This is a genomic window from Parasalinivibrio latis (assembly GCF_036825535.1).
GTDB lineage: Bacteria > Pseudomonadota > Gammaproteobacteria > Enterobacterales > Vibrionaceae > Parasalinivibrio > Parasalinivibrio latis.
This window is the reverse complement of the sequence record NZ_CP098813.1, coordinates 1732672-1759513: the sequence shown is the minus strand read 5'-3', so window position 1 is coordinate 1759513 and position 26842 is coordinate 1732672. Positions and strand designations below refer to the sequence as shown.

The 26842-nt window shown below is 47.9% G+C and carries 22 protein-coding genes; 8 read left to right on the top strand and 14 right to left on the bottom strand.

Annotated elements, in window-relative coordinates; all coding sequences use genetic code 11:
• Positions 1-15: 15 nt before the first annotated feature.
• On the bottom strand, positions 16-816 hold the full coding sequence (locus tag NF212_RS24900; RefSeq protein WP_434362993.1) for a M48 family metallopeptidase: 801 nt from the start codon (positions 814-816) through the stop codon (positions 16-18).
• Positions 817-927: 111 nt separating this feature from the next.
• Here NF212_RS24900 and NF212_RS24895 point away from each other — a divergent pair, with 111 nt between their 5' ends.
• Both NF212_RS24895 and NF212_RS24890 read left to right on the top strand, forming a co-directional pair.
• Complete coding sequence (locus NF212_RS24895) at positions 928-1362, top strand: hotdog fold thioesterase (protein WP_434361697.1); 435 nt, start codon at positions 928-930, stop codon at positions 1360-1362.
• The gene (locus NF212_RS24890; RefSeq protein WP_434361696.1) at positions 1359-1580 is read left to right on the top strand and encodes a DUF3389 family protein; all 222 of its coding nucleotides are present in this window, start codon (positions 1359-1361) and stop codon (positions 1578-1580) included. Before NF212_RS24895 ends, NF212_RS24890 begins: the two co-directional genes overlap by 4 nt.
• A 67-nt stretch (positions 1581-1647) precedes the next feature.
• Here the strand turns inward: NF212_RS24890 and NF212_RS24885 are convergent, their stop codons facing one another.
• The 4 genes from NF212_RS24885 to folM all read right to left on the bottom strand — a co-directional run bounded on the left by NF212_RS24885 (position 1648) and on the right by folM (position 4058).
• Entirely contained in the window at positions 1648-2217 is a 570-nt protein-coding gene (locus tag NF212_RS24885; RefSeq protein WP_434361694.1) for a YceI family protein, read from the bottom strand.
• Positions 2214-2741, bottom strand: a complete 528-nt coding sequence (locus NF212_RS24880) for a cytochrome b (protein WP_434361693.1) — start codon at positions 2739-2741, stop codon at positions 2214-2216. The genes NF212_RS24885 and NF212_RS24880 overlap by 4 nt, the downstream gene beginning before the upstream one ends.
• A gap of 223 nt (positions 2742-2964) precedes the next feature.
• On the bottom strand, positions 2965-3327 hold the full coding sequence (folX, locus tag NF212_RS24875) for a dihydroneopterin triphosphate 2'-epimerase (RefSeq protein ID WP_434361692.1): 363 nt from the start codon (positions 3325-3327) through the stop codon (positions 2965-2967).
• Positions 3328-3344: 17 nt separating this feature from the next.
• The gene (folM, locus tag NF212_RS24870; RefSeq protein WP_434361690.1) at positions 3345-4058 is read right to left on the bottom strand and encodes a dihydromonapterin reductase; all 714 of its coding nucleotides are present in this window, start codon (positions 4056-4058) and stop codon (positions 3345-3347) included.
• A 118-nt stretch (positions 4059-4176) separates the two neighbouring features.
• On the opposite strand from folM, the gene NF212_RS24865 reads away from it, so the two are divergent.
• Positions 4177-4890 carry an SDR family NAD(P)-dependent oxidoreductase gene (locus NF212_RS24865; protein ID WP_434361688.1) on the top strand — a complete coding sequence of 238 codons (714 nt, stop codon included), beginning with the start codon at positions 4177-4179 and terminating at the stop codon, positions 4888-4890.
• Positions 4891-4916: 26 nt separating this feature from the next.
• Here NF212_RS24865 and NF212_RS24860 read toward each other — a convergent pair whose 3' ends face one another.
• From NF212_RS24860 to NF212_RS24850, 3 genes are all read right to left on the bottom strand, one after another.
• On the bottom strand, positions 4917-5387 hold the full coding sequence (locus tag NF212_RS24860; RefSeq protein ID WP_434361686.1) for a C40 family peptidase: 471 nt from the start codon (positions 5385-5387) through the stop codon (positions 4917-4919).
• Positions 5388-5391: 4 nt separating this feature from the next.
• Positions 5392-7362 (bottom strand): glycogen debranching protein GlgX, encoded by a 1971-nt coding sequence (glgX, locus tag NF212_RS24855; protein WP_434361685.1) that lies wholly within the window; start codon positions 7360-7362, stop codon positions 5392-5394.
• Between the two features lie 891 nt (positions 7363-8253).
• Positions 8254-10281 (bottom strand): exoribonuclease II, encoded by a 2028-nt coding sequence (locus NF212_RS24850; protein WP_434361684.1) that lies wholly within the window; start codon positions 10279-10281, stop codon positions 8254-8256.
• Between the two features lie 360 nt (positions 10282-10641).
• On the opposite strand from NF212_RS24850, the gene NF212_RS24845 reads away from it, so the two are divergent.
• The 5 genes from NF212_RS24845 (at position 10642) to NF212_RS24825 (ending at position 17499) form a co-directional block, all read left to right on the top strand.
• Positions 10642-12498 (top strand): DEAD/DEAH box helicase, encoded by a 1857-nt coding sequence (locus tag NF212_RS24845; protein WP_434361682.1) that lies wholly within the window; start codon positions 10642-10644, stop codon positions 12496-12498.
• Positions 12499-12758: 260 nt separating this feature from the next.
• The gene (locus tag NF212_RS24840) at positions 12759-14231 is read left to right on the top strand and encodes a TolC family protein (protein WP_434361680.1); all 1473 of its coding nucleotides are present in this window, start codon (positions 12759-12761) and stop codon (positions 14229-14231) included.
• Complete coding sequence (locus tag NF212_RS24835; protein WP_434361679.1) at positions 14224-15225, top strand: HlyD family secretion protein; 1002 nt, start codon at positions 14224-14226, stop codon at positions 15223-15225. Before NF212_RS24840 ends, NF212_RS24835 begins: the two co-directional genes overlap by 8 nt.
• The gene (locus NF212_RS24830; protein WP_434361677.1) at positions 15218-16378 is read left to right on the top strand and encodes an ABC transporter permease; all 1161 of its coding nucleotides are present in this window, start codon (positions 15218-15220) and stop codon (positions 16376-16378) included. Before NF212_RS24835 ends, NF212_RS24830 begins: the two co-directional genes overlap by 8 nt.
• Entirely contained in the window at positions 16375-17499 is a 1125-nt protein-coding gene (locus NF212_RS24825; RefSeq protein ID WP_434361676.1) for an ABC transporter permease, read from the top strand. The genes NF212_RS24830 and NF212_RS24825 overlap by 4 nt, the downstream gene beginning before the upstream one ends.
• A 48-nt stretch (positions 17500-17547) precedes the next feature.
• Here the strand turns inward: NF212_RS24825 and pelG are convergent, their stop codons facing one another.
• From pelG to NF212_RS24795, 6 genes are read right to left on the bottom strand one after another with little or no spacing between them, the layout of a single operon-like run.
• A complete protein-coding gene (gene pelG / locus NF212_RS24820; RefSeq protein WP_434361674.1) occupies positions 17548-18918 on the bottom strand; it encodes an exopolysaccharide Pel transporter PelG in 1371 nt (456 codons plus the stop codon).
• Positions 18906-20414, bottom strand: coding sequence for a GT4 family glycosyltransferase PelF (pelF, locus tag NF212_RS24815; protein WP_434361673.1), 1509 nt, complete (start codon positions 20412-20414; stop codon positions 18906-18908). Before pelF ends, pelG begins: the two co-directional genes overlap by 13 nt.
• Positions 20398-21378 carry a tetratricopeptide repeat protein gene (locus NF212_RS24810; protein ID WP_434361671.1) on the bottom strand — a complete coding sequence of 327 codons (981 nt, stop codon included), beginning with the start codon at positions 21376-21378 and terminating at the stop codon, positions 20398-20400. Before NF212_RS24810 ends, pelF begins: the two co-directional genes overlap by 17 nt.
• Positions 21341-22714, bottom strand: coding sequence for a PelD GGDEF domain-containing protein (locus NF212_RS24805; protein WP_434361669.1), 1374 nt, complete (start codon positions 22712-22714; stop codon positions 21341-21343). The genes NF212_RS24810 and NF212_RS24805 overlap by 38 nt, the downstream gene beginning before the upstream one ends.
• A gap of 9 nt (positions 22715-22723) precedes the next feature.
• Positions 22724-23245, bottom strand: a complete 522-nt coding sequence (locus NF212_RS24800) for a hypothetical protein (RefSeq protein WP_434361668.1) — start codon at positions 23243-23245, stop codon at positions 22724-22726.
• 52 nt (positions 23246-23297) lie between these two features.
• On the bottom strand, positions 23298-26834 hold the full coding sequence (locus NF212_RS24795) for a tetratricopeptide repeat protein (RefSeq protein WP_434361667.1): 3537 nt from the start codon (positions 26832-26834) through the stop codon (positions 23298-23300).
• Positions 26835-26842: the final 8 nt, after the last annotated feature.

Genomic DNA, 26842 nt, shown 5'->3' with positions numbered 1-26842 from the left:
TATTTTCCCGGAAACTCAAATATTGGCAGGGACCCGACATTGTGGACGCTTCACGCCAGATGAAGGAAGCTTCGGTATTTCCTCCCTCAAGTCCTTTATACGCGTATTACTTGATGGGTGTGTAGAAAGAAATTCGGGCGGAGCCCCTTTAGAGGCTTTTGCCATATTTTGCCAAAGAGACACACTTTCTCTCGGGTTAAAACCTGCTTCTGACATCAGGTGCAACCCAATAATGTCTGATTCTGATTCTTGAGTCCGTCCCCAAGGCAGAATAATCCCATAGGTGATCCCCGCGCCAAGTGCTGCAATAGCGAGTTCCTTATGTTCACTGTTGGCGAGTGCAACGCCTCCGATCATCATTCCTACCCCAGCTAACTGCTGTTGGGTAACACGTTCGTTGCTGTGTTTGGCAAGGACGTGGCCTATTTCATGACCTATTACCGCTGCTAGTTGGTCTTCATTGTTTGCGACTTTAAGAAGGCCGGTGTAAACACCAATTTTCCCACCAGGAAGAGCAAAGGCATTGACTTGTTCGCTGTCAAAAACAACCACTTCCCAATTTTTGAAAGCTTCTTGTTTAGGGACATGTTTTAACAGGGCATCGGTGACGCAATTTACATATTGGTTTATTGCTGGATCCCGTTCGATTTTTTCTTTCTTTTTAAGCTCCTCAAAAGACTGGGAACCGAGCTGGGCCATTTGGGAACTGTTCATCATCAACAACTGGCTACGGCCGGTTGGAGACTGGACACAGGCTGTGACCACTAAAACAGAAAGGCCAACCAGGAGGTGCTTAATAGGTGAGCGAATAAACATAGTCGATTCGTTGTCCTTGATTACTTCATCATTCCAGTGGGTTATTATGACACGCAAAAGCAGCACTGTGGGGTGCAGGTTTGAGTTTTGTTGCGAGTTCGCGGAGGTAGAGTGTCAATCTGGAAAAAACCATTTACTTTGGAATCGCTCAACGCTAGCTCCAGTAATACACTGGTCGAGCACCTTGGTATCATCTATACCAGTTTTGATGAAAACAGTCTGTCAGGCACAATGCCGGTTGTCCCCCATACTCATCAACCTCTTGGCATGTTGCACGGCGGCGCATCAGTGGTGCTTGCCGAAACCCTAGGGTCACTGGCAGCAAATATGGCTGTTGAAACGAACAAGTACTGTGTCGGGCTGGATATAAATGCAAACCACATCAGGTCAATGCGCAGTGGCTCAGTCACGGGAAAAGCTGTACCTGTTCATTTAGGGGCAACGACTCAGGTTTGGCAGATAGATATCCGTGATGAAAGAGAGCGTATGGTTTGCAGCAGTCGGTTAACCATGGCTGTAATGACACATAAGAAGGTGTCAGCATGACCTTTGAACTTGAAGAGGGAAAACTGGTCGTTACCGCACATGAAGTGTGGATGAGGATGAAAAACCCTGCAATTACACTTCAAGCAACGACACAGGACATTCGAATTCTAGGGACAACTTTGCTGGCAAATGGATCCGGTGTGTCTTGGAGCCTTGGGTTGCCGGATGGCCAAGTCGCTCACGATGTCGCTGCAGAAGCAGGTATTGCCGTTGAATAATGAAAGACCCATATTCAAACATTACGTGTAAATATGGGTCCAAATTTCAACAGCCGTTGATTTATCGTTATTTCCGGATGCCCTCTACATGAAGTTCCATGTCGACGTAGCTTGACGGGCCCATTACCTGGATACCAAAGTCTTTCAACTCCAAGCGGGTAGTTCCCTCAAAACCGGCGCGGTATCCACCCCAAGGGTCATTACCCGCACCCACAAAAGAAGCATCTATTTCAATTGGCTGGGTTTTCCCATGCAAGGTTAAGTCACCCATTATTGCGAGTTTCCCGTCACCTTTATCTACCACTTTGGTGCTTTTAAATATCGCTGTACCAAATTCACCGGCATCGATGAAGTCGTTTGAACGTAAGTGCTTGTCACGCTCCGCGTGATTTGAGTCGAGGCTGGTCGTATCTACGGAGACTTCAACCGAAGATGCCGTGACATTTGCCGGATCGTAGGTGAATTCCCCGGTAAAAGTATTAAAACGCCCCTTGATAAAACTGTATCCGAGGTGCGGTACCTTAAAATTGATAGAGGCGTGTGCACCTTTTGAGTCGATCATATAGGTGTCAGCAGAAGCTGCAAAAGGCACAACCATGAAGGCGCTCAGGCCCAAAGCAAGAAAGGTTTTCTTCATCGTGTTGAGTCTCCAATCATTTTTCTGAGTGTATTGTCCTTGTTGATAAAGTGGTGCTTTAGTGCCGCTGCTGCGTGCAGAATGGCAAAAACAATAAGAGTAAATGCGGTGTAGTAATGAATAATGCCGGCAATATCAGCTTGGTTTTCGAATAGCTTTCCAAGCGAAGGGATTGTGAACCAGTTGAACACAGAAACAGGCCTGCCGTCTTCGGTGGAAATGAGGTAGCCGGATACGAAAAGGGTGAACATTAGAAGGTAAAGAAATTTATGCACGATATGTGCTGCAAAAATCTCCCATTGGGCTCCTTCGATTGCTGGATGGCTTTTGATGGTTTTCCAGATAAGGCGAAAGACTGTGACAAACGCTAACAAAATTCCAATAGAACGGTGCCAGTCTGGCGCGGTTTTATACCACGGACTGTAGTAAGTCAGGTCAACCATCCACAAGCCGACACCAAACAACCCAAATACAATGAGTGCTGAAATCCAGTGAATAACGCGAGCAGTAAGGTTATAAGGCATCAGATTTCCTTTTGGGTGTCATTATTAAAGTAGACACTGAGTTGGTACTGAATTAGTTGAATAGACTAATGCCAGTTTAAATGCTGGTGCCTGAATAATAAGTATTCGCTTTTGTTTGAGTCGTTCGAAAATTTGGAATGAGTGCAGGTAAGGGTGTGTACGAAGTAGGTTCCGGTAAAAGCCCGGTTAAACCGGGCCAATGGATCCTATGAAGATCAGATATTTAATCAGCCTTACACCAACTGAGACTGAGGGATACCGAATCGGCGAACCTAAGGGCGTGAGGTTTGTCTATAGTCACCTTAGAGAATGTTACCCAGGGATGCCTGCTGGTAATTTCAAGGACATCCGCCACGAGCTTTTCCAATAGCAGGAAACGTCCCTGTTCAACGTGATCAATGATTTCCTTCGTAACTATTTTGTAGTTGAGTGCGTCTTCCACATTGTCATCTATACAGGCTTTTTCGCCGGGATAGTGGATTTCGAAATTGATGATGACATCCTGTTTCTTTTGACGTTCTTCCTCGTTAAAGCCAATGTAGGTTCTCAGGCGAAGGTTTGTCACTGTAATAATGGCGTTTCGCATAGGGATCCTTTTGTTATTTATCTGACGTTTCGTCCACCATTGAGGTGGATTGTCTGAGCGGTCATGTAACGGCTGGACATGATGAAATCGATAGCTTCCATCACTTCTTCGGGGCCAGGCACCAACTGCATCACTGATTTATCCAATGCTTTCTTTTTGTAAGCTTCATCATCACTCTCATTAAACATAATAAGGGCAGGGGCAATACTGTTTACTTTAATTCTAGGCGCTAACCGGGCTGCGAATGATAGGGTAAGATTTTCAAGAGCCGCTTTACTTGCGGCATAGGCGATATGTTTGGCACTTCCTTTTCCTGCCACAAAATCTGTCATATGGATGATGTCTGCACCGCCAGATTTTCCGGGTACAAGTGAGTCGGCTAAAGCCAGGTTTATCAAGTAGGGGGCTTTGACATGAACATTCATCAACCCGTCCATGAGTCCGGCAACGTCCTGGGCGTTTTTTTCGGCAGCCCAAGCTGAAGCATTGTGTATAACTGTCGAGAGAGAGGGCTTATGCTGCTTCAGTCTATGAATAAAAGCTTCTATACCTTCATTGGTTGAAAAGTCAGCATATATACATATGGCCCCAGACTCACGTAAACGCATGATGGAGTCACGTTCGGTTCTGTACGTGACATAAACCGGGATATTTCTAGACAAAAACTCTTCGGCTACATGCAACCCAATTCGTTGTCCGCCACCAGTGACTAATAATCCTGGATGATCCATTTTTCAGGAATGCTCCTAAACTTTAATTAGAACATGGTGATACGTTAGCACAACATTTGTAATTGCCTGTGTTATCCAAGTCATAACATTAAAGTAAAATCGGTTTGGGGGCGCTATTATGAAAGAGACCATTTTGGTTGCTGGCAGTAACGGAGCGATTGGTAGAGCAGTATGTGAAGCGATTCTTGCAGAAGGGCGCTACAAATTGCTCACCATCAGCCGGGCGCCCGCACATTTTTCTGGTGCCGAGCATTTAACAACAGACCTTAGCCAGCCGGAATCAGTGCCTTCTGTTTCCACGTGGCTGAAGGGTATGAGGGAAGATCTGGCGGGGGTAATACACTGTGCAGGCTTACTTCATAACAATAACGTCAAGCCAGAAAAAGCCCTTTCACAACTAAAGGCAGAAGCCCTTGCAGAATGCATTAGCGCAAATGTCCTGTCCCATGTCCACCTTGCCCAGGCGGTTGAAGGCTTAATTCGCAAAGATGACCCTTTTCGTTGGCTGTCTATCAGTGCAAGGATAGGGAGTATCGAGGATAACAGGCTGGGAGGATGGTACAGCTACCGAATGAGCAAGGCTGCCCTGAATATGTTTATCCGGAATCTTAGCATCGAATGGGGGCGCAACCACAGCCGGGTTTCAGTGGCGGCAATTCATCCTGGTACTACATACAGCCCGCTGTCTGAACCTTTTACCGCCAATTGGCCTGAAGAAAGTATTTTTACACCGGATTTAACAGCGCATCGGGTTTTGGATTGCTTTGCGTCGTTGGGGCCGGAACACTCGGGAACTCTGTATCACTGGGATGGTGAAGTCATTCCATGGTGAAAAAAATGTACGATAGGCTTAACTTTTCACGGATAGCGACGAACTTGCCAGAAGGTCCTTGTCCAGTATGGGTTATCAAGCCTTGAAAGAATCACGCCCTTACTTGTAGATGCATGCATAAAATGATTGTCACCTACATAAACGCCAACGTGATAAACCTTTTTGCCGGTCTTAAAAAACACCAAATCCCCATTCTGTTTTTCAGACAGGGAAACCTGTTTACCGGCTTTTGCCTGAGCTTTGGTCGTTCTGGGTAACCTTAGAGAATAAAGTTGTTCAAATGCGTGTTGCGTAAAGGCTGAACAGTCTATTCCAGATTTAGAGTTACCACCGTAGAGGTAAGGTGTACCTTTCCACTCTGCAAAATAGCCAGCTACGGGGGCATCCAGAACAGATTCATAACGGCTGCCGTCAAATGGCGTTTTTGATGGCAAAGATTGGCAGCCGCTCAGGATTAGGGAAGCTGCCAGAACTGACGTAACAGTAAAAAGTCTCACCAAATCAGCGTCTCAATATGACCAGCGAATGTTTTTTTACATCATAGCGCATATCGCTGGGTTGGACTTCAGCTGTGATGCCTGTTTCCGTATCTACAATACAGATCCAGGGCTTTTCCCCGGGCAAAATAAACTCAATGTCATTGTCCCCGGAGTTAATAAGCATCATGAGTTCATCCCCATCATCTTCAATCCCAAGGTGCAGGGCAACATGATCCAGCGTCTCCCAGTCTTGCCACGTCATAATTGCGCCATCGGGAAGATGCCAGGCAACACGGTTTTCATTTCGCGCAAGCCCAGAGAATGCATCAATCATTGGAAGCATCCATTTTTGCCGCTGTGAAACCACATAGCAGAGCCAGTCTTCAAATGCCTGGTTGACGGGTGTTTGTTCCCAGTTTGTCCACGATATTTCGTTATCCTGACAGTAGGCGTTGTTGTTCCCCTGTTGAGTGTGGGAACGGCTGTCGGTGGCGAGAATATGGGGGACGCCGAAACTGAATAAAAGGGTAGCCATAAAATTGCGCTTTTCCTTTTCTCTCAGTGCAGTGATGGCTGGATCGTCAGTAGGGCCTTCTGTCCCATGGTTGTTACTACGGTTGTCGCCATGGCCATCGTGGTTATGTTCGCCGTTGGCATTATTGTGTTTTTTGCGGTAACTGACCAAGTCCTGCAGAGTGAACCCATCATGGTAACTGATGTAGTTGACGGACATTTTTTCTGGCCAGTTAGCAGCACTTAATATGTCCCTGGAACCCATCACACGGGTCGCGACTTCTCCCATCAAGTGGGGGGCGCCATGCCAGAAGCTTCTGATGGTATCTCTGTATTTATCGTTACACTCCATCCAACCTTCTGGAAAGTGACCAACTTGGTAACCGTCCGGGCCTATGTCCCATGGCTCGGCAATTAACTTGACGTTTCGTAATACAGGATCTTGGAAGATTGCCTGGAAGAAACCGCTTTTAGGGTCGAAATACTTTCCGCGACGGCCAAGTGTTGCTGCCAGATCGAAGCGGAATCCATCAATGTGGAATTCTTCCACCCAGTACCGCAAAGAATCCATGACGGTCATCAAGGCTGGTGGGTGGGTAAGATCGACGGTATTTCCACATCCAGTAAAGTTTTCAAATTTTCCTTTATTCGAGTGAAGGTAAAACTTAGGGTCAAGCGCCTTGAAGTGGAAAGTTGGGCCACCTTCACCGCCTTCAGCCGTATGGTTATAGACAACATCAAGGATTACCTCAATGCCGTTACGGTGAAGTTCCCTCACCAATGTCTTCAGTTCAAGTACCGGGTCTTTGATTGCAAACCTGTCATCAGGGGCAAACCAGCATAGAGGGTTATATCCCCAGTAATTGGTCAGTTGCTTATCGTGAAGATGTGGTTCATCAACTGAGCTTGTCACCGGCATTAGTTGGAGAGTGTTTATACCCAGCTTTTTAAAATGAGCGATCATTGCTGGGTGACACAAACCCAGATAAGTTCCTTGCAACGACGCAGGTACATCCGGATGGAGTTTACTGAATCCTTTCACATGGGTTTCAAAGAGAATGGTCTCGGAACGTGAAAGTTCAGGTCGCTTTACACCTTGCCAGTCAAAGTTGTCATCAGTTACAACAGCCGCTGGAAGCCTGGTTCCTTCCGGATGTGTTGCCAGCGCTTTTGCATAAGGGTCGACAAGCCATTGCCGGCCATTTTTTCCCTTGAGGCAGTAACTGTAGATTGTACCGGCTTTAACGCCCTCCACACTGACATAATAATCACCCCCTCGCGCCGGTTGCATCTCATGGAATTCGGCTTTGCCAGAAGTGTTAAAGATGGCCAAATGGAGGTGGTGAGCGGAAGGTGCGTGAATTTTGAACACACAGGACTGATTGAAAAGGGTAACACCGAACCGGAGTCTTTCTATTTTGTGTGGTTCTACGTGCTTCGGTTCTGAATGCGTAGTTCGTTTTAAAAGATGTTGAAACATGTTGCCTCAAAATATTTTCTTTATTCTTCTTCAATGTCCCTGACTAACTGGTATCCAACTCTTCCCAGTTGGGGAACAAAAACAGAATGCCACTAAAGACCCAGCCTCTCGCAATCGCAAAAATGAAACTGTTACTCGGATCATCATTCGTGCAGAGAAATTTCGTTAAACGATGAAATTTTCATCCGGATATCAGAGTTGTAGTCCAAGACGCGCCAAAAAGCAGTTCCATAACCGGTATTAAGGCGGGAACTGTTTTTGTTTCGGAACTGACTGGTTAAAACATGCTCTGCAATTATGAAAACTATTTTATATATAGTTTATGGTTGTGGATCATGGTGGGCGAGTTACTGTAGTATCTAGCTTAGTAGCCTGGTTGAAGATAGGCGGAAAACTTTAGGATAAAGACATGCGGAAAAGTCGTTTTTTGAAAGGGTTAATTTTTCAAAAAAAATTCTTTATTTCATTGAACTTATCTTAAGAAGCAATCTCTAAATAAGTATAAACCAGCGTATAAAAACGCTGTTAGTAAGGACCACAGCGTTGCGGGGTGAAGGTTTGGCCGCCGACTACTTCGCATACGGGTCCAAATTGGTGTTACTGCATAGCTGGACTTTTGCTTGCTGCACTTCGGTGAAGGCATAATATAAGTTAACTGGTAACCAACCCGGCACCATGGAGCCGGGTTTTTTGTATCTGACTTTCTTTGGGCAACCCAGCCGAGCTTCTTTCGGAGCACATAATAACTTCAAATGGATTATCCCCTTGCACTGCATTCAAATTATGCGAGGTATATCAGTTTAATGTTGTTGTTAACCCAAATTTGTGCGGTGGTTTGGGTGTGGTTAAAAAAATGCCCGGTTTTAAACACCGGGCATTTACATCAGAGATTCAGACGTGACGGTTAAGCGTCATCGCTTGGGAAGGTTCAGGTTTTTCCTCAGCTTCCACTTTTTCAGCCACAACGGCGAACTCTCGGGTAGGCTTGCCTACGATAGAGCGAGTGGCTTCGACAACGTCGTGAAGGGTAAGTTGAATCTTATCACCCAAACGGAATTCCACGTTGCCATCAATGCTGATAGTGCCATTCTCTCCGTTTGCCACGATACGTTCTTTGTTGTCCACAATAAGAGGTGCGGGAACAAAAGCCATAGCGCCATTTTCAAGCACGCGTACACGCATACCGGCACGGGTAATATCGAAAATTTCACCGTTAAAGACTGTCTTGGCTTTTTTATCTGCCTGGAGGTACCGGCTATAAAGCCAGTCGGCAATATCACGCTCTGCAATGCGATGGTTCTTACGGTGAATGATTAGTTCAGGACCAATTTCTGCGTCAGGAGTCTGTACCGGCTCCTTAGCCATGATCATACCCTTTAGCAAACGGTGGTTAATCATGTCGCCATATTTACGGATAGGGGATGTCCACGTAGCGTAAACGTCCAGACCCATAGCGAAGTGGGCAGCAGGCTCGGTTTGTATTTCACTGAATGCCTGTGACTTGCGAAGACGGTTGTCGAGATAGCTTGTTTCCTGATCGTTCAGCCAGCGACGAAGTGCACTGAACCCTTCCAGAGTCTGGAGGTTTTCAGCATCAGTATCGAAACCATTTTCGTTAACCAACGTTACTGCGTCAGCCAGTTTCTCTGGCTGGAAGCCAGCGTGGGTATTGTAAACACCGAATCCGAAATGGTTGCGGAGTGCGCGGCCTGCACAGATGTTGGCAGTGATCATGGACTCTTCAACGATGCGGTTTGCAATGCGGCGTGGTTCAACCACAATGGCAGCAACGTCATTGTTTTCGTCAAGTTTAAAACTGTAGTCCGGGCGATCAGGGAACATCACTGCGTGGGTTTCACGCCATTGAATACGGGCTTTTGCTACGCCGTGGAGCAATTTTACCTGTTCAGATGTAACGTCATCAGGTGTCCAGTTTTCACAGGAACCTGTTTCAATCCAGTCTGATACATCGTTGTAGTTCAAGCGGGCATGTGACGTAATCCATGCGGCAAAGAAGCGAGTATCTTCTGAGATGGTTCCATCCGCAGCAATTTTGATTTCAGCACACAGGGCAGGGCGCTTGTCACCTTCTGTCAGGGAACAAAGGTCATCGCTCAGTTCACGGGGAAGCATTGGGATATTGAAACCAGGCAGGTAGATGGTGAATCCACGCTTGCGAGCTTCTTTGTCCATTGCGCTGTCAACAGAGATGTAAGATGTTGGGTCAGCGATTGCGACTGTCAGGGTGAAACTGCCATCTGCGTTTTGAACCGCGTGCAGGGCGTCATCCATGTCTTTGGTGGATGGGCTGTCGATGGTGACAAAAGGCAGTGAAGTGAGGTCTTCACGATGCAGGCCATCTTCCGCCATATCGAAAGATTCGGTTGATTCCGGCTCTTTCTGGGGTAAATCATTGCGTGACAACGTCACCCACCATGGTGCCAGGTGGTCATCGGCTTTAGCTATCAGGCGAGTGATTTCGCAGAAAAAGCTGTTATCGCCTTTCAAAGGGTGGCGAGTCAGCTTGGCAACAACCCAGTCGCCTTCACCAAAACTTTCATCTTTAAGTGCTTTCGCCGCACGGGCTTTAATCGAGTCTTTCAGTTGTGGATGATCCGGTACCACATTCAGGCGATCGCGGAACATCTTCACGCGGCCGATAAAGCGCTCAGTACCGGCTTCTACCAATTCATCCGGCTCCGCAACTTCGCGTTCTTTTTCTGTGCGGATAAGTGCTACGACACGGTCACCGTGCATAACTTTCTTCATATATGGAGGCGGGATGAAGAAACTGGTTTTATCGTCGACTTCCAGGAAACCGAAACCTTTTTCGGTGCCTTTTACTGTCCCTTCTTTTTTAGGGATGTTTTCCCGGATCTGTTCTTTCAGCTGTGCAAGTAATGGATTATTCTGAAACATTGACCTGATTCCAAATTAAATCGGTCACACTATACGTATTCAGAAAAGCAAAACCAAGCTAAACGGGTGCAAAGACGCTCATTGCATAACCATAATTCATTCCTTTGTCATCAGCCTTATGAGGCTAAAGTCCGATGAGTGGAAAAATATGTGATATTTGTCAAATATTGCTGGCTTTTTTCAACAAAATCACGCACAATGCGCGCCCTTGAACGTTCGAAAACAATTCTTGCGTTCATGCAGTTACAAATTGCACTTATTTATAGTGGCCCAGAGTTCTCAGTAGGCAGATGACACGGGAGTGATACGCGAACTGAGCAGTGGGGCCCTCCAGAAGCACATCTATATTTGGGAAACCCAATGCAAGAAACTACGATTACCTTTTCCGAGCTGAACCTGTCTGCATCTATCCTTGAAGCACTGAATGAAATGGGTTTCACTAACCCAACACCTATTCAGGCTGCTGCAATCCCAGCACTGCTGGAAGGTCAGGATGCACTGGGTAAAGCGCAAACCGGTACAGGTAAGACCGCCGCATTCTCACTTCCAATCCTTAATGGTTTGAACCTCGACGAGACTGACCCTCAGGCAATCGTTCTGGCTCCTACTCGCGAACTGGCGATTCAGGTGGCAGACGAAATGAAGCGCCTGGGTGCGAAAATCCCTGGTCTGCGCGTGCTCGAAATTTACGGTGGTACCTCTATCGTTGACCAACTGCGTGCCCTTAACCGTGGCGCACACGTTGTTGTCGGTACCCCTGGACGTATCAAGGACCTGATTACCCGTCAGCGTCTGCGTCTGGAAAACATCAATACATTCGTTCTCGACGAAGCAGACGAAATGCTCAAAATGGGCTTCGTAGACGACGTAACCTGGATCATGGAACAGGCTCCAGAAAACGCTCAGCGTGTTCTGTTCTCTGCAACCATGCCACCTATCGTTAAAGAAATTGTTGACCGCTTCCTGCGTAACCCTGCTCGCATTGACGTGGCAGGCAGCAACCGTACTGTAGCCAAAGTAGAGCAGAAGTTCTGGGTGCAGCGTGGCGTTGACAAGAACGAAGCTATGATTCGCCTTCTGGAAACAGAAGATACCGATGCTTCAATCGTATTCGTACGTACCCGTCAGGATACTGAACAGGTTTCAGATTTCCTGGCAGCCCGTGGCTTTAAGTCTGCACCTCTGCACGGCGATATCCCGCAGAACCTGCGTGAGCGTACTGTAGAACAACTTAAGTCTGGTGTTATCGACATTCTGGTTGCAACTGACGTTGTAGCTCGTGGTCTGGACGTAGCCCGTGTAACCCACGTATTTAACTACGACATTCCATTCGATGTTGAGTCTTACATCCACCGTATCGGTCGTACCGGCCGTGCAGGACGTGAAGGTAAAGCAATCCTTCTGGTTAAGACTAACCAAATGCGTATGCTGCGTACCATCGAGCGTGTTACCCAGACTCGTATGGACGAACTGAAGCTGCCTCTGCTGACTGAAGTTGCTGCCCGTCGTCTGGACAAACTGGCTGACTCACTGGTTGCCGAGAGCGATACAGCTGATCTGGAAACATTCGTAGGCCTTATCAACACCCTGAGCGAGCGTGTTGAAATGGACAGCACCAAACTGGCAGCTCTGCTGCTGAAGCGTTGTCAGGGCCCACGTCCACTGGTTGTAAACGGTGACAACGATCCAATGCTGCACGCCAAGCGTGAACCACGTGAACGTGGCGATCGTTTTGACCGTGGTGACCGCCGTCGTGGTGACCGTTTCGAGCGCGGTGAGCGTGGCGATCGTGGCGAGCGTCGTCCAAGCCGTAAATTCCAGAACAATGACATGAACTGGAACACCTACCAGCTGCAAGTTGGCCGTGAACACGGTGTACAGGCTCGTGACGTTGTTGGCGCTATTGCGAACGAACTGGGTCTGGAGAAGCAGTTTATCGGTGCTATCCGCATTAACCAGGAAGTGACCAATGTCGACCTGCCACAGGATATGCCTGGTGAAATTTTCGAACAGCTGAAAGGCATTCGTATCCGCCAGCGTCCTACACGTGCACGTCTGCTGGGTCAGAGCGAGCGTGGTAACGAAGAGCGTCCTCGTCGTCGTTTCAACAACGGTGAAGGCCGTGGCGAAGGTCGTCCAGCGCGTGACCGCGGCGAGCGTAGTGATCGCGGAGACCGTGGTGAACGTCGCCGTGCTCCACGCAACGTGAACGCATAAGCGATTCCGCTTTGAAAAGACCGGCTGAAAAGCCGGTTTTTTTTCGCCTGTCTTTTTTCGAAATCTGTTCCTATCAAACTCATTGATTGATGATTCAACCTAATGAATATGAACGTGATTGGAACGTTTCGTTAAAGAGGGTATTATTCACCCAACGAACTTTTGAGAGCAGTGTGATAGCTGAACCAGCTTCCTAATGGGCACTGCTCTCTTTCTTCTCTCTCAAATAGAGTAAATGCTCTATTTTGAATGGAGTTTCTATGTGGAATAAGCCATTGGCACTTATACTGCCATCACTCATCGGCGTGTTGCTGTCGGGTAACCCGGCCTATGCTGGAACTGAAACCGGCCCTGAGGTTGTCAGTTTTTCTGAAGCCTGGCAGAGGGTTTTGACTCACAACGATGGACTTGCTGCAGAAAAATCAAACCTTGATAAAGCAGCAAATATGCGAGAGGCAGCAACATCCCTGTACCTGCCCAAAGTCAGTATCGGAGCAAATTACACCCGTTTGGACGACGATATTGAACTTGAACCTCACCAACTGACGGGTGCTATGCCAAATCTGCCAAACGGACTTGATTCAGCATTGGGAAATATCTTGGCCGGGCTTGGCCTTCCGGCAATGGATCTAAACCATACCTTTACTACTCGAATCGAAGACAAAGAGGTTTTCACCAGTTCCATTAAAGCTATTTGGCCAATTTTTACCGGTGGGCGAATCAATGCCATGCAGGACATTGCAGCCGGAAAGGAAAGTGAAGCGAAAAGTCTGTTGGCAATGAAACAGCAGGCGTTATTTGAAGAGCTTACCAAACGCTATTTTGCCGCGGTTCTTGCCAAACATGTTGTAGAAACACGACAGGAAGTCGAATCGGGATTATTGCAGCATCTCGAACATGCAAGAAAACTGGAGCAGCAGGGACAAATTGCAAAGGTCGAGCGACTGCAGGCTGAAGTTGCGTATGACAAAGCTAAAGTTGATGCACAAAAAGCTCAGCGTGATCTTGAGATTGTCCGGGCTGCACTCAGGGAAATGGTCAACAGTCAGGGAGGGATATCCCTGTCATCCGAACTGTTTACCGATGTACCGCTCAACGGGATGCAAAAGTACATTTCACAGACCCTTGCCAGTTATCCTGGCCTTTCACTTTTAGATGCCAAAAAGCACCAGGCTGAAGGAATGATTGATGCGGAGCAAGGAGCCTATCTGCCGAATGTTTATGCGTACGGTAACTACAACTTGCATGATTCTGACTCCCTTGCTTCTGAGCTGGCACCGGATTGGATGGTTGGTGTCGGTGTGAGTCTTCCACTTATCGATAATTCCGGCAGAAGCGGGAAGGTCGCAGCTGCGAAAAGTGCTGTGCGACAGGTTAACCATCTTCGAGCGCAGGCTGAAAAAGATCTCACTGTTCTGGTAGAAAAAACTTTTCGCGAAGCAAACCAGGCAATAGAGGAGTATCAGGGGCTTTCTTCCAGCCTCAGCCTGGCAAATGAAAACCTGCTTTTGCGCCAAAAAGCCTTTTCTCAGGGCCTTTCGACCTCACTGGATGTGGTTGATGCTGAAATGTATCTCGCCGGTGTGAAAACCCAGCGACTTGCAGCCGCATATCAATATGTCATTTCCCTTTCCCGTCTTCAGGCACTTACCAGTAAATACCAGCCAGCAGCTTTTGACCGTCACTCAGTACCAAGCCAACCGTTTACACAGGAGAAGCAAAACCATGGCTAAGTTGAAATCAGTGTTACCTGTCATTCCTGTGGCAGTGCTTTTGGGTTGGTTGGGCTACAACTTTTATGAGGCTTACCAGCCGGAACCGGAGAGGCTCCAAGGGCAAATTGAGGCTCAGCAATACAGCATTTCCTCTAAAGTACCAGGAAGAATCGCTGATGTGATGGTCAAAAAAGGTGACGCTGTCACTAAAGGTCAACTCATTTACTCACTACACAGTCCGGAGCTTGACGCAAAACTTGAGCAAGCCAAAGCCGGTGAAGCGGCTGCAAGCGCTCTTGCAGAGCAGGCTGAGCAAGGCGCTCGCAGGCAGGAAGTTGAAGCCGCTAAAGATCAATGGCAAAAAGCTCAAGCGGCCGCTCGGCTGGCAGAAAAGACGTACAGACGTGTTGAGAATCTCTATAAAGACGGTGTAATTGCTGAACAGAAAAAGGATGAAGCGTTTACTCAATGGCAAGCAGCCCGTTATACGGAAAGTGCGGCATACCAGCTTTTCAATATGGCAAAAGAAGGTGCTCGTGTTGAAACCAAGCGGGCTGCGCAGGAAAAAGTACGAATGGCTCAAGGTGCTGTAGCCGAAGTTGAAGCCTATGCTGACGATACCAAGGTAGAAAGCTGGTACAACGGAGAAGTCGCACAAATCCTGCTGCAGCCAGGCGAATTGGCTCCACAGGGCTTCCCGGTTGTTACAGTTGTTGATATGAATGATGCCTGGGCGGTGTTCAATGTCCGCGAGGATCTTCTCAGCCAGTTCAACAAAGGTGCAGAATTTAATGCGGACATTCCTGCCCTGAACCTGAAAGCAGTACCTTTTAAAGTCAATTACGTGGGTGTTATGGGCGACTTTGCGACCTGGCGCGCAACCGATGCCCGAAAAGGGTTTGACATGCGTACCTTCGAAGTTGAAGCACGTCCAATCAAGCCTATTAAAGGGCTTCGTACGGGTATGAGTGTGCTCGTTACGCTGGCTGCTACTGGAAAAACTGATGCTTAACTTTAAGGCGTTGGTCGCTAGGGAATGGCAGCTCATTGCAAAGGATAAATGGCTACAAGCAGCACTGCTTTGGCTGCCGGGGTTGCTGTTTCTCTTTGTTGCCTGGATTTTCTCCGCGGGTATCGCAACAGGGTTGCCCGTTGGGGTGGTTGATCATGACGATTCAACCCTTTCAAACAAACTTATCCGATATTACGATGCTGCGCCTGCCATATCAGCTGCCACCCGGTATTCCTCTGAAAAAGCCGCATTCGATGATTTGAGAAACGGAAGCATCTATGCGGTAATCGTGCTTCCTGAAAATCTTCTTTCAGATACCTTCAAAGGGTATTCTCCGCAGGTTTCAGCGTTTTACAACAGCCAATATATATTGGTCGGGAAACTGGTACACAGTGCGTTGCTTGGTGCTCATTCTACGTTTAATGCAGCAGTGGAAGTGAAGAACCTGATGGCACACGGTAGACCTGTAACGCTACAGGCTGCCGGAATTGCTGTACCCGTTAGAATGCAAATGACGCCACTGTTTAACCTCAACCTGAACTACGCCCAATTTCTTGTTTCCGCCATCGTACCGGCTATGTGGCAAATATTTATTGTTGCAACCGCAGTGATGTCATTGGTCGCTACAGACAATCGCGTTGGCCTGAAGCAGGCTCTTTCCCAAAATGGTTCCAGATTATTGCTGGCAAAACTTTCCGTCCTGTTTTTGTTACATGCGTTGACCGGAGCTGCTTTTCTCGCTGCGATGTTTGGGCAGGGCGGTTGGGCAATGAATGGAAGCTGGGTAACTCTGATCGTCGCACAATGGCTGATGATCCTTGCATGTTGTGGGATAGGATTTCTTTTTTACCTCGTGTTTAAGGATGCTACCCGGGCGTTGAGTTTTGTTGCAGGATTCACTGCACCGGCATTCGCGTTTATGGGGGTGACATTTCCCGCTTCTGACATGCTATGGCTGGCTAAAAGCTGGCGGGCTTTACTGCCGGTCAGCCATTATGTTGGGATTCAAATCAGTGAAACAGCGTATGGTGCGTCAGTAAGCAACATCAGCAACTCGCTATTGTCTCTTTTGGCTTTGTGCATCCCACTCTTGGTTTGTTTCTATATTTGCCAGAAACAGTGTGGCAAAGTAAGTGAGGCGATGAGCGTATGACGTTGTTACAACTGGTATTGGATGAGTTTAAAGCCTTCTTCAGAAACCCTTCGGTGGTCTTTGTTGTTATAGGTGGGGTTGTGATTTATTCACTTCTCTATCCTTTGCCCTATGCTGAGGAGCTTCCGCGCGAACAAAAAGTCTTGGTGGTCGACAACGATAACAGTGCCCTCAGCAGGGAACTTATCCGCATGGTTGACGCAACGCCTCAGGTCAATGTGATCGGAAATGCGGTAAGCCACAGCGAAGCGGCGCAAGCAGTTGTTGACCGAAAAGCCGAAGGCATCATCGAAATTCCCAGGAATTTTTACCGAGATGTATCTTTGGGCAAGAGCCCTGTCATCGCTATTGCTGGGGACGCGTCCTACTTTCTTGTTTACGGCACGGTATTAGAAGGTGCAATGGGAGCCAGCGGAACTTTAGGTGCTTCGGTGAAAGTCTCCCGAGATGTTGTACATGGTGAGCCGATAGAGATGGCGAAACAGCAATACAGTGCCATCAGGTTAAACCTTAAACCCGTTTTCAACCCTACAACTGGCTATGTGAATTACGTTGTGCCAGCAGTCTTCGTTTTGATCCTTCACCAAACGCTTCTAATCGGAGTTGGCCTTTCCTGTTTTACCCAACGAAGTAAAGGATATGAAAAAACGCGGCTGTGGAAAAAAATGGCGGCAAAGTACTTGGTCTTCGGGGTTATCTATCTCGTTGCTGTTTTGTACTATTTTGGCCTGAGTTTTCACTGGTATGGCGTAAGTACATTGGCTATTCCCGGACAGCTGTGGCTGGTAGCCGTTCCATATTTGGCAGCTGTGATTTCATTGGGGCTGGTTATAGGGGTTTTACTGCCAAGAGCCGAGCTGGTTACCTTTACGGTTCTGATTAGTTCCATCCCGCTGGTGTTCAGTGCTGGATTTATCTGGCCTGTTGAAATGATTCCTGGGGCAATAAATGCTTTGGTTGCGATGGTTCCGTCTACACCGGGTATACAGGCATTTTTGAGGATGAACCAGATGGGGGACAGTTTCGTGCAGGTATCTCCACTTGTTGGTCAATTGTGTTTACAGGCGTTGTTGTACGGGGCAATAGCTTTTGTGTTATTAAAACGAACATCCACAGAATAGATAAAAGGCCGGCATTGATGCCGGCCTTTTTTTTACTAAATTCAGTCATTAGGACTGCTGGAGCATAAATGTGCGGTATTCGAGATCAGAGAACTGCCTGTCCAGTAAAACCAATCCAACCAAGGTAGTTGCCAGCATGGCCAGAGAGAAACCAAAACCGTAAAACTCAGGTCCCAGATGGATGCTGTACTCACTCAGGGTATAATTCAACACTGCCATAAAGCAGGTAAGGGCCAGTGCTGAGTATCGCTTGTCCAGGTAAAACATCACATTCAGGATAGCCATGACCAGAACCTGTAAGCTGACTCCCACCAAATCAACATAGAGCAAGTGCAGATAAGCAAGGTCTATATTGAAAAACTGCAGGATGTCACGTCCCCAAAGCAGGAGAAGCGCCAGCGTAATCCCCTGAACCTTAAATATCTGGTAGATTCCCGCCCGGCAGGCAATCACCATTTTGTCTTTAAGTTGGTCGATTTGGCTGAGTGTGCCCCCTGAGCGCACTGCGTCATAAAATGATTCACACGCTTCAGCGTAGTCAGTTTCCATGCGCATCATGAAGATAGCCATACCCGGTACAATGGCCAGGTAGGCGACAAAGATGGGCAAGTCGTAAATATAGGATGCGCGGAAGAAGGCATTTATTTGGTAGGAGGTAGACTCGTGAGCCCAAAAAGCGAATTTGTCTGCCCATACCCCGATGTTGTACATGATTCCGCAAAATGCCAGGGAGTAATAACTGTGTTTTCTGCTGAGAAAGTCGAAGGATACCAGGCGGTTGGCCGGAAAGTCCCGGATAACAAAGAACAGAAAGGTGAAGAGTAGAACTGACTGGCTGAAACAGAAAATGTCCATTAAGCCAAATAGACCTGTATTGGGGATGAGCAAAACCATTAACACCATGAGGGCGTAACCTCCCAGCAAGGTGAAAAATATCTGGTAATACTGCTTCATGCCACTGAGGAATATGATGACCAGCCATTGGTTACACAACAGGATGAACGCGGCTATGGTGGAAACTTTGACTCCTGGTGCTTCTGGTGCCAATGACATAAATGCAATGCCCACGATAAGTGCCAATACCGATACCATTAACATTGAACCGATGAGGTTTGGGACGATTTTTTCATTGTCCTCAACAAACATCAGATCCGAAAAATAGCGTGTAAGCATCAGTTGGTAAAAACCGCTGAGTATGAGAGAGCCGGACATCAGGTAAGTGACGATGACCAGAAATTCAGAAACCATGGCATCTTCAAAAAACTGTCCGACGCTAATCATTCCAATACAAAGCAGTGCAAGAATGGATAATACCCAGGGTCCTGAGCTTATCATCCCTGCAAGTCCATAAGCCTGGACCAGTGAGAGCAGAGAATCTTTCTTCAGGATTCGCCGTAATTCAAAACCTATTCCTGCCATGAGATTGCCTTTTGGTATAGCTGACGGTAGCTGTTATACATCATCTGTTCGTCGTAGTAGTGTTCAACACGTTTACGACCAATGTTGCCCATCTCACGCCATTTTTCGTCATTAGCCAGCACACTGACGATTGCATCAGCCGCTGCTGCAGGGTTGGCGATTGGGACTATCAACCCAGCAGAACCAAGGCGGGCATCATCCCCTGGCATGCCGTCAATGATCTCGCGGCAGGCACCAACCTCGGTTGCAATGCATGGAATGCCTGATGCCATTGCTTCCAGTAACACCAACGGCTGGGCTTCACTTATTGAGGTAAGTATCATGGCTCCGAGTTTCGGCAAAATTTCGACCACGTTCTGCATACCAAGCATCTTGATATTATTTTCAAGTCCCAGGCTTTCTATCAATAACTCGCACTCACGGACATAATCCGGATCCTCTTCGGTAGGCCCCACAATCCAGCCTTCAAGGTTGGGGATTATTTCAAGTGAACCACGAATAGTCCGGATAAAGGTTTTGATGTCTTTTATGGGAACAACCCGGCCTACCAGTCCAACAACGGGGGGAGGGGTAGACGGACGATTTTTCAGTGCTTCATCAAAGCGGGGGAGTTTAATGCCGTTAACGATGACTTTGGTGCGTTCGGCTGGCGCTCCATCTTCAACCTGACGAAGCCGATTCCCTTCAAACAGGGCAACAATTTCACTGGCATGTTGGTAGGCGGTAAGACCAAGCTGTTCGAAGAATTGAATCCACGTTTGGCGAGTAATATCCATCTGCTTGTGCATGCTGATGTCAATTGCGTTGTGACGATCCTGAATCCATGCGGCCTGGGCAAGATCAATCTTTCTTTCCTTGGTGTAGATACCATGTTCGGTCAGAAGGAATGGCCGGCCGGTTTTTTGCGCGCACATTGCGCCAAGGAACCCCGCGTAGCCGGTTGAAACGCTATGGTAAGCCTTTGCATTTGGTAAGTTTCGTGTGATACCGGCCAAAACAAACAGGGGACGGTAAATATTTCGGTAGGTCCAGAAATAGTCGACGAATGACTGATTTGCCGCGGTTTCTTCATAGCATTCGGTCAGAATGTGCCACGATTCCCGGCTGTAAAGGAAGTCTTCGAGAGACAACTGATTCTCAACACCGAGTGATTCAGTCAAATTAGCCAACAGACTGTCGGGAACAGGGGTTTTTCTGTTGGCGAACAGATCCATCAACTGACGCCACAGTTCAAACGGTCTACGGAGGCCATTCCGTGCTTTAGGAGCAGTGGGTTGGTCACTGGCAAGCAGGTAATGCTTCTCAAACCCTACAACATTCGCTGGAAGTTCATACGCTGGCTTATCATAAAGTGCAGGATCTCCACCAAGGAAAACAATGTGGAATGTAAGTTCAGGAAGGCCGCAGATGATTTGGTGTACCCAACTGGAAACACCGCCTCTGATATATGGATAAGTGCCTTCAAGAAGCAGGCAAATATCAGCTTGTTTGTTCAAGCCAGTACTCCTTGAGTTGACGCAGGTTTTCATTATCGGTGTTGGACAAAAAGCCCATGTATTTACGGACATTTTCGTAGTCTTTTGCGATAAAAGCTGCTTCGGCAAGATAGGGGGCGACCTGTTTCATTCTGAGGCCTCCCGAAAGTGCTTTCTCCAATGGTCCGATAGCTGAATGTGGTTCATTTTCAGCAATTAAAACCCGGCCCAGGAGCAGGTAAACCTGTGCCATTGGGTCAATGGCAACAGCCTGTTCGAGATATGAACGAGCTTCCCTCAGGTAGTGACGGCGCAACACTCCATCTGCCAGGCCCAGGTAGCACAACTCCCAATATTGTTGCGCAATTTCATAGGCTCTGTTTGCGGATTTCTGGAAAGTAAACTTGTTTTTCAACCGCTCTAGATTTTCATTTATCTGGTATTCAATCTTTTCCAGAGATGCGTACGCGAGTAACCGTACGTCGTCAGAAAGGTCTTTTAATGCGAGCTGGAGTAAAGGAACTGATTGTTTGACAGATAAGTGCTGTATCGCGCTTACAGCGAGAACCCGCCGGTCTGACAGGGGGCTGAACAGTAATATTTCGCGTAATGCCCCTGCACCGTAATTAGACTGCTGAAGGGAATCGACTGCCAGAGGGAGAGCGATATTTTCAGCCTTTTTCCATGTGACACTGACAGACTTTTTAGGAAATTTAACGACGGCCAGCAATGTGAGGGTTAGCCCTGTCATACCCAGTACCGGCAGTGAAAAAGGGACAAAAAATAAAAATGACAAGGCTCCGGCTTTGGGTGTTTTGTACCGCTCAGGCAGTACTTGCCAGCAACAACCGGTAAATGACAGGCAAGCAACAACATGGCTGATGCCGAAGGCGGACCACATTGCAAGACTGAGCTCAGGCTTGGTCAGCAGGTAAAATGCGCCGGATTCAAACAGGACTGTTTGAAAAATCAGCCATAGCATCATGGTTTGCTCCAAGCAAGGTTAAAACTCTTTCAGCGTTTTCGTGTTGTTCGATAATACTGAAAGGGCCAGAAACTGAAATATCAGAGAAATCGGAATTAAGGTGAGAGTCCACCAGTTCCTTAACACGGTTTACAAACTGTTGGGCTTCGTATACGGATGTCATAGGCAGCAATACGGCAAGTGCTGGCATACCGTCCAGCGTGTAGCAGGACCAGTAAATATCCGCTCCGCGTCTGTAATCGATTAAGGATTCGAGGATATTTTGCATCTCACCATTAACGTCGGTGAATACAACCAGAGCGCTGTCGGCGCCAAACTTCTGTTTATTGCCTTTCACCTTGTTTAGGTAAGAGATAAACAGATCCCGTTGTTGCGGCTTCAGGACCGGGGCAACAATGGAGTCGCTAAGCAGGTTTGCTGCGTAATTCGCAACCAGTGCCAACAATGCAATATTAGTAGGGTTCAGTGCTATAAACTGGACACTTTCACAGGCCAGGATTGCATGAACAGTGCCTTTGGTGTCCTTTAAGGGAACACAAAGTTGGTAGCGTGAATTGTGCAGGGATTTGTCGTCCAGTTCAGCCGGGGACAACAGCTCACCAGTCGATAAAGATGCAGCGAGCATTGGGTCTGAATGATCTAAATAGTGATTGTCACCGATTACAGCCTTAGCATTTGAGTCAATTTCGCCGTTCACGACTGCGTATATACCGGCTACGTGCATCCCGATGATGTCGGAAAACAGGTTTAGAAAATCACCAGCAAGCACATCCAGCCGGTGCTCAGCGTGATTCACCGCAATACGCTGCAGACTTTGGATACTGGTGCGCAAACTGATTGCCTGGCCGGCAGTACGCTTTTCCAGTTGGTCGTGGGAAACCTTCAACAAGTGATAATTTTGAGTAAAGCTTTCCAGTTTTTGGTTCATGTACTCATAATTGAGGGCATATTTGGTGTTTACGGCTTCCCAATGGTCCCTGAATTCACCAGCTGCCATGGTTACAACCACAGTGCCAATCGAAAGTGAAAAGGGGAAATTGGCAGTCGGTTGGATGACCAACAATGAAACCTCCACGCCGGCGACAGTAAGGACAGCACAGATAAGTCCCTGCGCGAAACCGTACCGAAGTGCAATAACAAGTGGTCCGACAATCGGCCAGAAAAAGCCCACAGAAACTTCCGGATTATCAAACCCTTCAGAACAGACCCATATAACCAGCGCCAGGACAGCAAATAATATGGTTTCAAACCAGACCACGCCGTTCTTTTCAGGTACGGCAAAAATACGGTTTTTCAATGTGCTGAGCCGGGATGACGAAAAAATACTGCTTTTCACGTTGGACTCTTACTGATTGCTTTGTACGTTAATTTCATCCACCAAACCGGTAATAACATCCAACCCGGTTTGTGCCAGTCCTTCCCGTCCCCATCCGGTACGGGTACCAGTCGCACGCCAGAGGGTGGTGCTGCCAGGGTTGGCAATGACTTTCAGCGATATGCCGACAGTTGGTTCGCTGTCCAGGCCAGTTTTGTATTGCCACTCCTCCACTGAGCCGGTAATGACATACTCGGCGCGCTGGCTTTTGAGCCATTCCTGCGCTTTTTTCTCAACTGACTGGGGGTCAAGGATGCTCTCCAGGGAGTGGCTGTCTGCATTCGGGTAAACAGACACTGATATGCCTTTGGCTGAAAGGGCTGTTGCCAGCATTTGTTCTGCTTTCTGTCCGGCAAGGGGAGTACCTGAGAGGTTTTTGAACGGCATGATCGCCCAATGCGCATCGGATTCAAATTTTGGGCTTTCCTGCATCTGGTAAGAAGAACAGGCGCTCAGGACTAACAATGTGCTTACCAACAATAAGCGTTTCATACAATTTCCTCATAAACCTGGTGACGCCAGGTGTGTTGACATATTTGAAGAATCAGAAGTTAAATGAGTAACCTACAGATAAACCCAGTGACGCCCCACCGGAACGGTCTGTGGTCTGCCAATCAGATGTCATTGACAATTCATCACTGCCGAAAATCGGCATACCGATACCGGCACTCAATGTAAAATCGGTTTTCTTTTCCAAAGGGTTATAACCAACAGATGTGTCAAGCCAGTACCTTGGGGCAGGGACGGTCGCCCCTGGCAGGCCGGGTACACCGTTTTCGAGGCGTTGACCAATTGCGATACGTTGGTAGGCATCACTGATAAAAGCTGAATTGCCAATTACCCCGGCAGGACTGTTAAGCCATTGGTTAAAGCCGTCTGGTGTACCTTTGTTGTAGTCAACGGTTTGGCGAGTAAATGAACCATAGATCTGCCAGGCTGGGTTTGCTGCAAACAACTGCTCTGATGCGGTAGCGGACAGGCTGTATTCGGTACCAATATCATCGCCAAAACGGGTCTGGTACTGTTTCACTTGAGTTGAAAGTGACAGGCTTTCCCGGTTGGTTGGATGCAGGCCTAACCCCAATTGAATGTGATTTTGTTTTCCTGCCACGGATAACAGTTTGCTGGAATCAGATTTCTCTCCGATACCCGCATCAATAGAAAGGGAGACCGCGGGAGTAATTGTGAAATCTGCATCCCCGGTTACGCCAAACAGGGTGTCACCGATTCCGGTGGTGGCGGAAAGACCCACAGACGCATTCAAGTTTGTCGTGTTCCAACTGAACTTACCTGAAAACGAAGTTTGGTCTGGTAGTTTCTTGTTGTTGAGGCTTGCCATCGGCGCAGTATGCTGCTGTGACATGCTCCAGTACCAGTTATTTGTATCTCCGAGATCCAGTCGTTCTGATGGTGTAAAGTACTCAAAGTCGAAAACTTGTTGGTTCCAATCAGTACGGGTGCTGTACCGGGTTTTCACCGCTTCGACAAAATAGGGATGCAGGGTAGCGTATGCTTTGAGAATATCCTGGTTCAACTGAGGGTAAGGTGTTGCGCCAAGATTTCTTTGACCGGAATTCCACGCTTCCTCGGATTCCCCGATTGACTGATAACCCCCAATTTCGACGGAAGGGCTCAGACCCGCTACCTGTTTGAGAAGTGACTTCACCAGGGGCTTGTCATGAGAGGAGATCGCGAGAGAAAGCCGCTCAGCGGTATCCGGTGCGAAACCCAGACGGTCAAACTGTGCCGATGTTTGTTGCACCTGGTATTCAGATCCGGTTTGGGAGATGAAACCGATTAATTGGGCAACGCTCGCTCTGGTTGCTTTATCGAGAAGTGCGTCCTTTGTCATTTCTTCAGCGAGGTCTGCTCCGGCAAAAAGGGATACCAGAGACCGGTAGGTAACGTGACCGTCAGGCAGGGCAAACAGTTTGTCAGTCAATTTGCTGGCGACATAGAGGCGGAGACGATAGGCCATGTCACTGTCGCCACTTTTCTCTTTCAAATTGGCGTAGGCAAGCAGCAGTTCTGCACTGTTTGGCTCAACTTTCAGGAGTTTTCCGAACCAGGCAGCAGCTGCGTCGGTGTAACCTAGGTATTCTGCCGCACCGGCAAATACCGGCCATAGTGAATCATTGTCACCCAGGCTTTTACTGTATTTATCGTAAAGAGCCTGGGTAAGATTGTGGTCGCCTGACAGAATGGCCTGCCAGATGTATACCGAAATGGCGGGCGCGTACACCGGGTTGTCAGCCAGAACCTGCTTTAATTTTACTTTGGCCTGAAACTGTCTACCATTGTCGATATCAGCCAGTGCTTCCAGGTATATCAGGCGGTAAGTTTCTTTACCGCTGTCCATAGCAATTTTCAGCAACCGGTCAAATGCTTCTGTGTTTCCCTGCGTTCTTGCCTCTTCTGCAATTTGTAATAACACATCGAGGTTACCTGAGCGCCGGTAAAGCTTGATGTAGTCTTCTAATTTCTTGAAATTGACCGGGCTATGGGTACGCATGTACCGGTAGGTGTTGACTACCGTATCGTTACGCCGTAACAATGCGTCCTGGCTTTGTTCGGCCAAATCCCTGTTTCCAGTCTCCCAGGCCAGCTCTGAGACCATGTTCAAGTAGTCTGGTGATGCAACTTGCCAGTCTGTTTTTTCGGTTAATGCGCTTAGTGCGCCAGCCGGGTTCATTGTGCCGATAAAAGCATCTGCATAACGTAATCTTTCTGCGTGAGTTGGGTTGCCGCTTTTAATGGCTTCAGGCCACAGTTTCGCGACTTCATCCCACTGGCTTTGATATCCGTAAAGGCGAGCAAGGTGGCTAATAAGAACTGGGTTGTGCCTTGACTCTGGAAAATCAGAAACTTCTTTAATTGCTTCACCGGTTCCAAACGCTTTTTCAGTCGAGTCGATCCAGGCATGGTATTCCTGATGCTTAAGTTCATTTTTGTGGGCGAGAGCCTGGTAAAACTGGCTTTCTGCCGGCAGGTCGGAGACGGCCTGAGCCTCCTTTATACCCTGGTGCAGCTCCTCAGAAGTCGGCGACATCTGCATTAGTGCTTTGCTCATTTTCAGGGCACCCGGTATGTCTCCTTGCCACGAATAAAGTTGATGCAGTGCTTTGACCGTGCTTCTTTCCTTTTTCTTTGAAAGGGCGTCCTCAAAGTAGCGTTCAGCGAGGGCATGATGGCCGGTTGCTCGAGCCCATTTTGCCGCGTCCAGGAGGTTTGTGTATTCCGGGAAGTGATCAGCTCTGAGCGAACTGAACCGGAAAATGGCATTACCTTCACCGGATTGGTGGGCGAAATAGACCAACTCATTCAGTGTCGGGGTATTCAATTGCATTGATGCAATGTGGGAATCAACCCAGGCCAGACCGGCTTTTGATTCGTTCGCTTTTATGTAGACTGAAAGAAGGTTTTTGAGATTAGCGAGACTTGGGTCAGCGTTGTAAGAGTGATGCTCCATGCTGATTGCCTGGCGGTAGTTGCCACTTTGCAGCGCCAGTTGCTTGATTTCTTCCGGTGAAGTGATAGCCGTGTTTTGGTATGGCAGTAATAATGATAAAGCGCGGGCAGGCATACCAAGTTGCAAAGAAAAATCGGCAAGTTCCCTGGCAAAAGCAGGTGAAGAAGGTGATGCGGCGATCAGGTATTCTGCCAGCTTTTTCCTGGCTGTTTCAGAGCCCGGTGCGTTAAGGTTGGCCTTCTGAATCAGCGCTTTTGCGTACAAAGCATAGGTTTTTTCTTTGTCATTGCTTTTATCTTGCTCAAGCATCTTATGCAGAACGGCCAGTGACTTATCGTAATCACCCATTGCAAAATAGCTTTCGGCCAATTCACGCATCACTTCCGGGTCTTCTTTGTTCTTGTCATACAAAGGACGCAGGAAGGCTGAAGTCACCTCCGGTGAGTCTGACTTTTCGATAAGGTTCATCAGCTTGCTTTTGCTGGGGGCAACCAACCATAGCGCTGACATTGACACTATGGTCAATGAAACCAGGGTGCGTTTGTTGACAAGGTGAACGTGTTTTTCGCGTGAGCGACGTTCCCCCGTTGCTTTCGGGATTGGATGCTGCATCTGTCTGT